General features: G+C 40.7%; 10 protein-coding genes. All 10 read right to left on the bottom strand.

Annotation, left to right across the window (positions count from 1 at the left end; all coding sequences use genetic code 11):
* Positions 1–20: 20 nt before the first annotated feature.
* The 10 genes from B9Y89_RS09530 to B9Y89_RS09485 all read right to left on the bottom strand — a co-directional run bounded on the left by B9Y89_RS09530 (position 21) and on the right by B9Y89_RS09485 (position 12,871).
* Positions 21–1,322, bottom strand: coding sequence for an alpha-glucosidase/alpha-galactosidase (locus B9Y89_RS09530; protein ID WP_085523005.1), 1,302 nt, complete (start codon positions 1,320–1,322; stop codon positions 21–23).
* Between the two features lie 275 nt (positions 1,323–1,597).
* Positions 1,598–3,445: a DUF2264 domain-containing protein gene (locus tag B9Y89_RS09525; RefSeq protein WP_085523004.1), complete on the bottom strand. Its 1,848-nt coding sequence runs from the start codon at positions 3,443–3,445 to the stop codon at positions 1,598–1,600.
* A gap of 172 nt (positions 3,446–3,617) precedes the next feature.
* Positions 3,618–4,370, bottom strand: coding sequence for a sugar phosphate isomerase/epimerase family protein (locus tag B9Y89_RS09520; protein WP_085523003.1), 753 nt, complete (start codon positions 4,368–4,370; stop codon positions 3,618–3,620).
* Between the two features lie 384 nt (positions 4,371–4,754).
* Complete coding sequence (locus tag B9Y89_RS09515; protein WP_085523002.1) at positions 4,755–5,042, bottom strand: MFS transporter; 288 nt, start codon at positions 5,040–5,042, stop codon at positions 4,755–4,757.
* A gap of 404 nt (positions 5,043–5,446) precedes the next feature.
* Complete coding sequence (locus B9Y89_RS09510) at positions 5,447–6,223, bottom strand: DeoR/GlpR family DNA-binding transcription regulator (RefSeq protein WP_085523001.1); 777 nt, start codon at positions 6,221–6,223, stop codon at positions 5,447–5,449.
* Positions 6,224–6,240: 17 nt separating this feature from the next.
* A complete protein-coding gene (locus B9Y89_RS09505) occupies positions 6,241–7,710 on the bottom strand; it encodes a rhamnulokinase (RefSeq protein ID WP_085523000.1) in 1,470 nt (489 codons plus the stop codon).
* Positions 7,707–8,927 (bottom strand): L-rhamnose isomerase, encoded by a 1,221-nt coding sequence (gene rhaI, locus B9Y89_RS09500; protein WP_176222294.1) that lies wholly within the window; start codon positions 8,925–8,927, stop codon positions 7,707–7,709. Before rhaI ends, B9Y89_RS09505 begins: the two co-directional genes overlap by 4 nt.
* Positions 8,928–8,973: 46 nt before the next feature.
* Complete coding sequence (locus B9Y89_RS09495) at positions 8,974–9,342, bottom strand: sensory rhodopsin transducer (RefSeq protein WP_085522998.1); 369 nt, start codon at positions 9,340–9,342, stop codon at positions 8,974–8,976.
* Positions 9,343–9,384: 42 nt separating this feature from the next.
* A complete protein-coding gene (locus tag B9Y89_RS09490) occupies positions 9,385–11,451 on the bottom strand; it encodes a bifunctional aldolase/short-chain dehydrogenase (protein ID WP_085522997.1) in 2,067 nt (688 codons plus the stop codon).
* A 106-nt stretch (positions 11,452–11,557) separates the two neighbouring features.
* Positions 11,558–12,871: an MFS transporter gene (locus tag B9Y89_RS09485; protein ID WP_085522996.1), complete on the bottom strand. Its 1,314-nt coding sequence runs from the start codon at positions 12,869–12,871 to the stop codon at positions 11,558–11,560.
* Positions 12,872–13,040: the final 169 nt, after the last annotated feature.

Here is a 13,040-nt window from a genome sequence, read left to right as displayed (position 1 = left end):
AAGCTTTTGATCACTCTGGCTTATTCAAAAGCCGGCAACCAATCTTTATGAGTTTCAATTAAGTCGTCACACAATTTCACTGTATCATCTATAGATAGTTCTGAGTTTGTGTGCGGATCAAGAAGCGCCGCTTGATAGATAGCGTCTTTATTTCCTGTGATTGCCGCTTCAATCGTCATTAATTGTGTATTGATGTTCGTTCTATTTAAGGCTGCCAGTTGTTCCGGTAAATCGCCAATATAACATGGCGAAATACCACTCCGGTCAGCTACGCACGGTACTTCGACACACGCTTTCCTAGACAAATTACTAATCAGGCCACCTTCATTAGAAACATTACCACCAAATTTGAACGGAACATCGGTCTCCATCGCTTCAATAATCCGTGAACCATATTCTTTTGATCGGGTGTGGGTTAATTCTGTGTTATGAACCATGTCTTCACGCATCGCTTGCCATTCATTGATTTGATTTTCACAACGACGCGGATACTCATCCAACGGAATATTGAATTGATCAATCAATTCTGGGTATTGACTTTTTATAAAATAAGGATGATATTCGGCATTATGTTCGGAAGATTCCGTCAAGTAATAACCGAATTTATCCATCAGTTCAAAGCGAACCTTGTCATCATGTGGTGTCTTTTGTTTTTCTTTCGCCCGACGCTTGATTTCCGGATAAAGATCCTTGCCATCTTTTTTGACTTCGAGCAGCCAACTCATATGGTTAATACCGGCAATTTTTTCTTGGACACCCTCGGGGTCCATATTTAATGACCTGAATAATGATTCCGTACAAACTTGAACACTATGACACAACCCAACCGTCTTGACTTTTGTGTACCGAAGCATCGCCCCCGTTAAACTCGACATCGGATTCGTATAATTTAACAGCCACGCATCTGGACAGACCTCTTCCATTTCTTTAGCAAAGTCAAACATGACCGGTAGAGTTCGAAGCGTTCGAAAAATGCCGCCGATGCCTACAGTATCAGCTATTGTTTGCCGCAAACCATATTTTTTAGGAATTTCGAAATCAATTACCGTACTTGGCTTATAGCCCCCCACCTGAATAGCATTAATGACGTACCTCGCATCCCGCAATGCCTCTTTTCGATCAGAGTAAGCTGTGATTGTCACCTGAGCACCGTAGTTGGCTTTTAGATTATTTAACATATTTTCCGAGTCTTTAAGCCGTTGGTTATCAATATCAAACAAAGCAAACTCAAAGCCCTCCAAAGCCGGAACAAACATGCAATCACCTAGAACATTTTTGGCAAACACAGTACTTCCGGCACCAATAAACGTCATTTTTGGCATCATGCCTTCCCCCTCTTTAAGTGAAAAATTGTTTTACCTTAAAGACGCCATTCATCGTCAACCTTATAATTAGAGATTATTGGATAGGAGGAAAAAACGTCTACAGATAATGACTGGGATGGTCTTAAAAGAAAACCCGAGCATACTTGCGTGTGTCAATACACGATATAAGGTTCCTTCAAGTTAAATGTTATGAATGATCAATATATCTTAGAAGCTGCCGATGCTTTTCTTGTCACAGTACCGGAGTGAATAACACCAGAGCAAGAAAACTTTTACACTTTTTTAGTAAATCTAATATCATTATCATATATAATTTGCAGCCCCAATTCATCTCTCTTTAACCTTGGTGGATAACGCCAATATTCCTGAAAAATAGCATCCTCAGTATGAGCTAAAACAGCGGTTGCCATCCAATGACTCCCAACTTCTAACGTTTTAATAAGAGTTGGAATCGAGGATACACTGGCATACATTAAATTAGTGTTCGGTGCTGAAGTGACAGCTTCTACCCTGCGATTTTCCAACATGTCAATCATTCCACTGTTCCCAGCAGAAGAATTGGCTACTATTCCAATTTTACTTTGCTCCGATGTATATGGCTTTTCTTTTGGAATAGCAAATCCGCCTTCCGCAGCATCCAGTGCTCGTTCATTTTGGATATGATGAAGACGAACATGCCAAAGGCCTAAAGGAATAAGCCAAGTTTCCACCATAACATTGTTCCAGGGTTTCCATAATGAATAAATATTTGTTTCATTAACCTCCACTGTTTCACATGTGCTTCGCACTCGAACATAATCATCGTCCTTTTCAGAAAGAGCCAACATTGAATCATAAGCACCATTTTTTAGTCCACGATTTTCCTTAGGAATACTGAAGCCAAACATATTGGAATAGGCAAATTTTGAATACTTTTCCGGGCTATGTGAGTGTTCTGAATGATCATATTGTCCTGAGGTTAATGAATACACATGTTTGTTTAAATAATCTCGGCACACGATCATTTGTGGATGCCTCAAAACTTTGATTTCCTCCAATTGTGGCAAGGGTTCCTCAACGGCTTTCCAAAATGGATGGTCTCTTTCTAAAGCAAGAACCCAAAACGTTTTTAATGCCCAGTAAGGAGAACCTGGGGCGTTATAATTCTCAGACATTATCAAGTTAGGATAACAGTAACCTATTGTTAAAAGGTCTTCATGAGAAAAAATCGGTTGCTGAAACCACCAACGTAAATGCCGAAGAATTAACCCTTTTATGACCCCCCATGAAAACACCTCTACTCCTGAAAATGCGAGTGCACTCCAAAAAGCTGCCTGTGCAAAACGATAGGTCATACTCCTTCCAAATGGAAAAGCCGACCCATCCTTAGAAAACCAATAAATAAAATCTTTTGCAAAAACCGCTGCTCTGCTTTTGTACCTTTCGGATCTTACGGGATCTTCTTTTTCCATATAGCTGGCATAAACAAGACAATAAAAATGGACTGCAAATGAAATATAATAATCCTTTTGCGTGGTTAATCCATCAGAATACCAGCCATCTCCCAAATAAAAATCTTCAATTCTCTCTAATGAATGATTAGTCGTCTCCTTATCATAATCCAGTCCCAACTGATAAAAACCCACATTGACCATAACTCGAAATAAGTGCCAGTTATTATCAGCCGGTTTTTTTTGATTAACGGCATTTAACCAATTGTATAAATTTTTTCTCTCAAAAGAAGACAAATGCTCCCATACAAGAGAATTTCCTAACGCAAGACTTAGACCAAAAACCGCTGATTCTACAATGCGTTGATCATAATCATTAATGTCGCCCCAAAATTCATTATGGCTGGGATTTGTTCCATTTTTAATGCCTTCAATAAACTTATCCACTAAGAGGGTGGACCCGCCTCCTGCAATAACTGGGATTATTCCCCACAAGGGCCTAGAAAAGGCCTCCATTCCTGCTACTTCTTTATCATAATGCGCGGCTGTTTCTCCAAGGTTTAACTTGGCATGACCCTCACTAAAAAAACTTTCTAACGGCGCACAAATGTCTTTTAAAGCATCTTGCAAATCTTTTTTTGTCCTCAATGGATTGTGCCTTAGATTAAAGGAGGTATTAAACGGTGACATTCACTCTCTCCCTTCTTTATATATAACTTTTAAACATTAACAAACTACTCTTTAACTGCTCCAGCCATGAAACTGCTTTACTTGTGTGGAACAAAATTCATCTCTCATCACACCATATATTATTTAATTTTAAACATCTTTTAATATAACGATATGATCTCATGCAGGCCTGTTAAGAAGATATAAGACGTTTTAAAACATCAGCATCTTCTAGCATTTGTTTTGGATCGTCATCCTTAACAAACTCCAACATCATATAACGATCATCCCGGGAATTCTCCAGATTACGTAGATAACGAATCCACTCTTGTTTACCCTCACTTAGGGGAAAACGATCTTTTGTACTCCATTGAAAAACATGAACATGTGTTAACCATGGACCAATTTCTTTAATACTCTCAATACGCGTTTCTACATCTTGATCAATAGCAGGTTGCCAATAAACTCCTATATTGGGATGATTGACGGCTTTCATCAATTTATATGCACTTGCTTTTGTATCCGTAAGCGTATCATCGTGATATTCGTAATTAATGGCAATCCCCTCTTTTTCAGCTAGAGAACCAATCTTTCTAGAATCAGATATTACTGTTTGCCAATAAGTCTTATCAGCATCTTCCGAACTACGGTTGCCTGCCCATACTCGTATGGCGGGTGCATTAAGATGTATCGCCGTCTCCAGTATCTGCTCAAAAGATGTTTCATTCTCACAACCTACTCTGTAATAGGAACCATAAGACACAATGCTTAATCCAGCCTGTTTGGTTAAATTGGCTACTTCAGATGCACGCTCAACACTTCCAGAAGGTACATGGATGTCTCCGCCCCATTCAATGCCATCTAGACCTGCTTTTACTGTCAAAGCAATGATTTGATCTACGGACAAGTCCCTGAATGTTATTGAGCATAACCCTGTTTTTAACAATTTAACAGCCTCCTATCTTTATTTAACTGACTTCCTTACTTAATTAAAGGGTGTCACGGTGAATCCGTATATTACTGGAGAGATAGATGGGGTCATTGCTGTTGGTAGATTTAATGACGAACAGATAAAAAAATTAAAATTGATTTCAAAAAATATTTTTTTGTTGATACAAGTCCGGAGGAACATTGTGATGCAGTATTGGTTGACTTCAAGACAATCACAAGTCAAGTGTTAGACTATTTTATTAAAACAGGTCACAAAGAAATTGGCTATATCGGGGGTTTGACAACTGCCCCCATACAAGATAGCAAGGAAAAATTCTTTAGAATGTATATGGAAGACGTCAATTGATTTAATGAACGTTATATAAAAATAGAAACGTAATTAATGGGTGAAACAGCCGTCTTCTATAAGGCTCGGATTAAGGAGATTGACTAATGTACCAAAAATCACAACCCATTTACTACTAAATTTGTCAGAAAAAATCCCGCCGATAAATAGGAAAGCGATAAAACCATAAAAAAATGAGCTTAAAAGTAATCCTGACTGTCCGTTTGTTAATCCTAAATCATTGGAAATCAATCCTACGGATGAGGACATGACCATTCGATCGACTGAATACATCATGTAACCAAGGCCACACAAAACTGAAACTAAAATCAACTTTTTCATGATGAATCCTCCTACATCATAATTAATGGGGTTTTAAACAATCTATTCAATATGAATATAATAAATTAAAAATAGATCATCCTTAATAACCATTAGTTATTCCCCCTCTTTCTCTAACATTAAGCGCTTACAATCATTGCGTCTTATTAAAAAAAGAATATATGTCTCATTTTCGGAATAACTTTTTTCCAAGCTTATTTAGTAAATTTGGGATTTATCAACTTAAGAAATAATTTAATGATTGATGAAGCACATGATTACACATATCCTTAGTACAATCCAAACAGATAAGAATGGCGTAATCATTGCCTCTCTATGGTTATGAGATGCAAATATAAAAAATAAAGAGACCATTAGCTCAACAACGAGCCATGGTCTCTTTATAATCATCTTTCGGCTTATTTTTAAACAGCCGTCTCCTCCACTTTAATGACATTAAGCGATAAGTCAGTTAACCGGTCCACTGTTTTTTCCTCAATATGGCTATCCGTAATAATGTGATCAATTTGATGAACACCAGCAACATGAGTAAATGCTTGCACTCCAAATTTACTGTGATCGACCATCGCATAGACAGCATCTGTAATACTGATCATTTTTTTCTTAATTCGAGCCTGTTGTTCATTCGATTCACTGATGCCGTGCTCAAAATGGAATCCCTTTGAAGAAATAAACGCTTTGTTAACATGATAGGCACTCAAGGAATCTTCGGCTAAGGGACCAGCATAAGACAGTGATCGCTGGAGTAAAATGCCTCCGGTTGAAATCACCGTGATCTGTGTTTTTGAACTTAATTCAATGGCAACCTTAATTGAATTCGTTAGCACGGTTAAGGGAATATCGGGAATAATCTTGGCCATATACCAAGCCGTTGAACTCGCATCAAGAATGATTTTATCTCCGGCAACAACTTGGTTGACGGCCTCACTGGCGATTTCCCTCTTTTCTTTAACATTAAGAATCTCTCGCTCGGAATAAGGAACTTCCGGCGAGCTTGTTGTACTGACGCTAACAGCACCTCCGTGGCTGCGACTCAGTTTCCCATCATGTTCTAATTTTTCAAGATCGCGTCGAATAGTTTCCTCAGTAACAGAAAACATATCGCTAAGCTCTGATACTCGTATACTCTTCCGTTCATTAACTATGTCAACAACCTTTTGTTGTCTCTCTGCAACAAGCATGCTTTCTCCTCTCTTTCTCATTCATTGATAAGGTGACAAAATGATTGATAAGCTTGTTCCCATATTTTTTCATCTTGTGGTGTGAACGTTTTAAATGGATAGGACTCCCGAACAATCCATCTCGCCTCTTCTATGCCTTTAATATGCCCTAAACCTTGGTATTGAGTCAATAAATTACCTAATGACGTGGCCTCTACCGGTCCAGCATAAACAGGACGTTGGATCGCATTAGCAGTGAACTGACACAAAATTTCATTGTTTATGCCACCTCCAACCATATGCAGACCTGAAAACGTTGTATCTGCCAATGTTTCCAACCTCTCAAGCACGAAGCGATATTTTAAAGCGAGACTTTCAAGAACCGAACGAAGGATACCACCTTTTGTTTCTGGGACATGCTGATGCGTGTCACGACAATATTGCTGAACTTGTTCCGGCATACTCAAAGGATTTAGGAACATGACATGGTCAGGATCAATGAAAGATTGAAAAGGACTAGCATGCTTAACGGCGTCATTCATTTCATCATAAGACAAGGGTTCCCCAGCTTTTTCCCAAGTGTTTTGACATTCTTGAATGATCCATAATCCCATAATATTTTTGAGCAATCGGTAGGTGTCATTGACGCCTCCCTCATTGGTAAAATTCCACTCGAATGCTTGTTGATTAATGACGGGAGCATCAACTTCCGTCCCCAGTAAGGACCAGGTCCCACAGCTGAGGTAAGCAAACGTTTGTTGATCTGTTGGAACCGCAGCGACTGCGGATGCTGTATCATGCTCTCCGACCGTCATCACCGGAATTGATGAAACACCCAATTCTTGACGGATAGAAGGAAGCAGTTCTCCAACCACCGTTCCAGGTGCCACCGGATCCGTAAAAATGTGTGTAGGCAAGCCCAATTGCTCCAATATATAGTCATCCCACTTCTTCTCAAATGCATGAAATAGTTGGGTCGTTGTCGCATTCGTAAATTCACTTTGCTTGGTACCAGTAAGAAAATACCTTAGTAAATCAGGAATCATTAAAAAAGTATCCGCTTGTTGCAAAAGAGACACATTTGCCTTTTTTTGCGCGTAAAGATGATAGAGCGTATTGATCTGCATAAACTGAATGCCCGTTCTAGAAAATATATCATGTTCTGATAAATGCTGCCGTACCTCGTCAATCATATGATCTGTCCGATGATCGCGGTAATGATAAGGATTGCCCAACAGTTCTCCATTTTGATCAAGCAAGCCAAAATCAACGGCCCAAGTATCAATAGCTAAACTTTGGATATCGTCATATCCTTGATGTTTAGCTTGAAGAATGCCCTGCTTGACCTCATGAAACAATCTTAAAATGTCCCAGTGGAGATGGCCACCCACCTCCACTGGATCATTAGAAAAGCGATGAACTTCTTGGGTTTTTAATTGATGACCATCAAGGTGACCGATTACCGCTCTCCCACTACTGGCACCAATGTCAAAGGCTAAAACATTCACCAGCTGGCCCCACCTTTACCACGGGCCAAAATTTTGTCACCATAACCGCTCTTCAGATAGGCTGCCATAGGATCAGCCGGCACACCCATTTCTTCTCTGACTACCTCTAAGAGTGGTGTGACATCACATTCAAAGCCTTTTCTGACGGCATGCTCGGCAGCTAGAACATCATGTTTCTCCTGCGCTTCACTGACTTCATCTAAATTAATGAGAAGCGCCTTCGCATATTGAGTTTGAACATTAATAAGTGAACGAATCATTGCCGGAATCTTTGGTTCAAGATTATGACATTGATCAAGCATGTAAGAGATATTCTCAGCATTGTTTCTGACCGCTGGATTAGTATCGGTCTGAGCACTCACGATTTGATAGAAAATCAAAAACAGTTCATATGGATGATGGGCCGCAGCGATCAAATCATCATCAGCATATTTGCGGCTGTTGAAATGGAATCCGCCTAGGCGATGCTCATCCATTAGATATGCCACAATATGTTCAACGTTGGTAGCCTGGGGATGATGCCCGGTATCCACAAGTACCTCAGCACGCTCTCCTAATTTTTGTGCCATATTATAGGCCATGCCCCAGTCAGCCAAGTCTGTATGATAAAAAGCTGGTTCGAAAAATTTATATTCGATTAACATGCGCATATCATCATCCATGGCTTGATACATTTCAGAAAGACATTCATGCATCCAGTGCTTCCGTCTGCGAATATCCGCTTGCCCAGGATAATTTGTTCCGTCCGCGAACCACAAACTAAGCGCTTTTGACCCTACCGTTTTTGCGATATCCACACATTCAAGTAAATGATCGGTAGCTTTCCGGCGAATCGCTGAGTCGGAATTGGTGATACTGCCTAGCTTATAGTCATCATCTTGGAAGGTATTCGGATTGACAGCGCCAATATCCACACCATGGTCCAGAGCATGTTGTTTTAACTCCCCATAGTTATCAACTTTATCCCAAGGAATGTGAATGGCTACTGAAGGAGACATCCCCGTATACTTATTAACTTGAGCCGCATCTTCAATTTTTTCAAAAGGATCCCTCGGCACGCCATCTTGTTGAAAAACTTTAAATCTCGTACCTGAATCCCCATACCCCCAAGAAGGTGTTTCTACCTTAAGTGTCTTAAGCTTGTCTTTAACCGTTTCCAAATCAATCCCGCGATCACGTTGTTGTCGTTCAAAAATGGCATAGCTTTGATCTGTCAAAGTCATCGTATCACCGCTCCCTTTCTTTAAATTTACTACTCATAGATTACATTGAAGCATATGCGATGGTTGTCATTAAAGCGTTTTCAGATTGGGTGGCATCCAGCCGGCTATATTGGACCACGACAGGAATGTCACTCGTGACAGCTAATGCATAAGGCACATCTTTAGGAATCGATTCCCCGCCTGCTTGCAGGGAACCGGTTCGAATGTGTTTGGTTCTTTGTCCCGGAACAATTTGTATAATATTTTCCATAGGAGCACGATCCTCAAAATAAACAGAAATATTTAACCGGGCATCTTCGGCATGGGTATTTAAGACGCAAATCGACTCATGGCTTGTTAATCCTCCGGAACTCTCAGGCGGAATATAAGCATCGGCAATGTACCATTGGGTTTTACCGTTTTGCTCCATATGAACACCCCATATCATAGAATAGTAGATTTATGTCTCATATTAGCGAGTAAACGCAGCTGCGACGCCGCCATCAACCGTAACCATCGTTCCTGTCGTTTTCGCCGCTTTAGACGATGCCAAGAAGGCAATTGACTCAGCAATATCTGCCGGAAGAATATTCTCATTCAAAATGGTTCGCTTACGATAATGTTCTTCTAATTCATCGGGATGAATGCCGTAAGATGCTGCTCGTTCTTCTTTCCATTTGGAATCCCAGATAGCCGAACCTTGGATGACAGCATCAGGTAAAACAGAATTGACTCGAATGCCATATTGCCCACCGTCGGCAGCAATCGTTCGCGCGAGGTGGACTTCAGCCGCTTTGGCTGTACTATATGCTGCAGCATTTTTTCCCGCGTAAATCGAATTTTTGGACCCTACAAAGACCATGTTGCCACCAATGGCCTGGTTCTTCATCAATTTAAAGGCTTCCCGTGCTACTAGGAAGTAGCCTTTAACAAGAACATTCATATTCAAATCCCACTTATCAATCGTCGTGTCTTCAAACGGACTTGAGCTGGCCAAACCAGCATTATTGACAATCGTATCTAGCCCGCCATAGGTTAGAACGGATTGTTGGATGGCACCGACAACTTCTTCTTCTTTTGTGACGTCCATCTTGACTGCCGTTGCACGGCCGGCACCGTATCGACTATTAATCTCCCTAACTACCTTTTCGGCACCTTCTAAATTAATATCGGCAAGCACTACATGAGCACCTTCTGAAACGAATCGATAGCAAGTCGCGCTACCGATGCCTCCGGCTCCACCTGTCACAAACGCCACCTTACGAGAAAACTCAGCTTCTGGCGGCGCCAAACTTAATTTATAGAGTTCCAGAGGCCAATATTCAACCGCAAATGATTCAGCCTCATTAAGGGAAACAAAGTTTCCTAAGACTGTCGCTCCCTTCATAACCGAGATCGCCCGATGGTATAATGATTCACTCACATTCGCCGCTGACCAGCTTTTACCGGTATTCACCATACCAATTCCCGGTATTAAAATCACTCTAGGGACGGGTTCAGACATGGTATCGTCTTGACTTTTGTTTCGTTCAAAATAAGCTTGATAGTCTTTTTCAAAAGACGCGATGCCTGATTTCAGGCGTTCAAGTAAATCATCTACAGATTGGCTCGTTGGATCCCAATCTACATAAAGCGGCACACGCTTCGTATGGACCAAGTGATCCGGACAGGCCGCTCCAACTTGTGATAACTCAGGAGCATCATAGCTGTTAACGAACGTTAACGTCTCCTCACTATCATCGTAAGTGGCCAGCATTGGTTTATATTGACTGACCTCACCCCTGATCACAGGTAGGACTTGTGCCAAGACGTCTTTACGCTCATCCGCTGGTAACGCACTATATCGCGCCCCGCCAAATAATGTGTGATTTTTTGCTTGCTTATCAATATAATCTTCAGCTTCTTGAATAATAGAAATGGTTTTGTCATAGCTTTCCTTCGATGTGTCTCCCCAAGTCACAAGACCGTGCTTTTCCATTAATACGAGTTCAGCATTGGGGTTGTTTTTGACGCCATCTGCGATCATTTTTGATAGCGAAAAACCCGGACGGATATAGGGTACCCAAACGAAACGATTACCATAGATTTCTTTAGCAATATCCTTACCGTTATCCGAACAACAGATGCTGATAATGGCATCGGGATGCGTATGGTCAACATGTTTGAACGGCAAAAAGGCGTGCAGCAATGTTTCAATAGACGAACGTGGATGTTTGGCATCAATCATACAATGCGATAAATATTCAACCATGTCCTCATCAGACATATCCTCACGTTCTAATAACGGCCTGATATCTTCTAAGTTCAAACCCGTAAAATTTTTAGCTTTCATTGTTGCGAGATCTGAACCGCTCCCTTTAACCCACATCACGTCAATATCTCGGCCACGAAAGTCTGTTTCCGTGGTTTTCATTGAGGTATTTCCACCACCCCAATTGGCTACCGAACGATCCGAACCAAGTAAATTAGATCGGTACACCAGTTGGTCTAAATCGTTTTCATAATTGATGTTAGTGTCACTCCAGCGATTTTCAACCATTTGCAAGCCTCCATTAAATATGTTTGTTTTATCATAACATACTTTTGTTTATTTTTGAATGAGTTGTTTTATATTTTAACTTCTTCGTAGCTGGCTCTTATTTGATTCATATAAGTTCATTTTCATGGATTGTTTTTTCCGGTTGACCAAACCGCTCATCTTCAATTTCCTCAAGTGTTTTACCTTGAGTATTAGGTGCAAGTAGTATACCAATAATACAATGGACGACTAAGAATCCAATCATGACAATCCCAGCTGTTTGGAAACCTAACGTGTCCATCACTGTCGGTAACAAGAAAGACCAGATACCTATACCGAAACGAACAAGAAAATACATAAATCCTTGCGCTCCCGCTCGATATTTTGTCGGAAATAGTTCACTTGCCCATAAGCCGTAAAATGCTTGTGCGCCGATGCCAGCAGCACTTCCCCATAAAATGACAAATGCCAACAATGAAAACCAGTTCATAGCTGAGAACGTTAAAATCAACCAAGCGACGATCCCCATCACAGCTCCTAATCCAAATATAAATCGCCGGCTGAATCTATCGCCAAACTTCATAAATACAAAATAGGTCGTTAAGACGGTCAAAGTCCATAATAGTGCCTGCAATAAGTTGGCCTGTTGATTGGATAATCCACCTACATTTTCATAAATGTAAGGCATAAAGTAACCCATCGCACCAGATGTTAAGTTCCAAAACAAATAAATGCCAACTAATAGAAATAGTGCTTCTCTGTTCACACTTAGACTAAACAACTCTTTAAGCGCACTTTTGGAAATGGTGCCAGCTTTACGTTCCCTCTCTTGACGTTCTTTTCCTTCCTTCCAAACTGTTGACTCGGGTAATCCTTGGCGAATGTACCATGTTATCAATGCAATAATAAATAAGTGAATAAATATGATGCGGCTTCCTAACAAACCAAGTGGCGCGAATAGGACTGCGAGCAAAAACGTCACCGCTGGTCCAATGGACCATGCTAACTGGGCTGTACCAACATGTGCAGCCCGCTTTTTATGAGGTGCCTCTTCGGCAATATATGTCCATGATGCCGGGACACCAGCACCGACCGCGATACCCGTTATAACCGTTCCGATTAGAAGCATGGGAAAATTAACCGAACCCGCTATTAACGCGACACCCAACATGTATGCCAATAAATCGTATGTATATATGAACTTTCTTCCATATTTATCACACAAATAGCCACCAATTAATGCACCGACCGCTGCCCCAAATGCGTTAGCACTTAAAGCACTTAACAATCCAACCCCTATACTGTCAATACTAAGATAAGCTTGCCATAGCGTAAGACTGCTAGCTGCAGCAATGATCGAACCTGCTTCAATGTAGTTTGCCATCGCTACAGATATCGTTGCCTTCCATCCGGTTGTGTTCTTGCTACCGATTTTGACCATCTTCATCCTCCTTCTTCAAAGTAATCGCTTTCATATAATTGATGATGATATAGATCATTCTTCAAAGAGATCGATCTAAACATGACGATCGAAATTCGTAATTACATCACCAAACCCACATTTGAAAGCCCCTTATTTTGATCGTATTAAAATTCTAACGTAAAATCGT

The organism is Tuberibacillus sp. Marseille-P3662, from assembly GCF_900178005.1.
Classification (GTDB): Bacteria; Bacillota; Bacilli; order Bacillales; family Sporolactobacillaceae; genus Marseille-P3662.
The sequence above is the reverse complement of the archived record's forward strand: the minus strand, read 5'-3'. Positions and strand labels throughout refer to the sequence as shown.

Bases quoted from the DNA above. Each gene is read 5' to 3' on its own strand.
- B9Y89_RS09530 (WP_085523005.1), bottom strand. From the start codon at position 1,322: ATGCCAAAAATGACGTTTATTGGTGCCGGAAGTACTGTGTTTGCCAAA.
- B9Y89_RS09525 (WP_085523004.1), bottom strand. From the start codon at position 3,445: ATGTCACCGTTTAATACCTCCTTTAATCTAAGGCACAATCCATTGAGG.
- B9Y89_RS09515 (WP_085523002.1), bottom strand. From the start codon at position 5,042: ATGAAAAAGTTGATTTTAGTTTCAGTTTTGTGTGGCCTTGGTTACATG.
- B9Y89_RS09510 (WP_085523001.1), bottom strand. From the start codon at position 6,223: ATGCTTGTTGCAGAGAGACAACAAAAGGTTGTTGACATAGTTAATGAA.
- B9Y89_RS09495 (WP_085522998.1), bottom strand. From the start codon at position 9,342: ATGGAGCAAAACGGTAAAACCCAATGGTACATTGCCGATGCTTATATT.
- B9Y89_RS09490 (WP_085522997.1), bottom strand. From the start codon at position 11,451: ATGGTTGAAAATCGCTGGAGTGACACTAACATCAATTATGAAAACGAT.
- B9Y89_RS09485 (WP_085522996.1), bottom strand. From the start codon at position 12,871: ATGGTCAAAATCGGTAGCAAGAACACAACCGGATGGAAGGCAACGATA.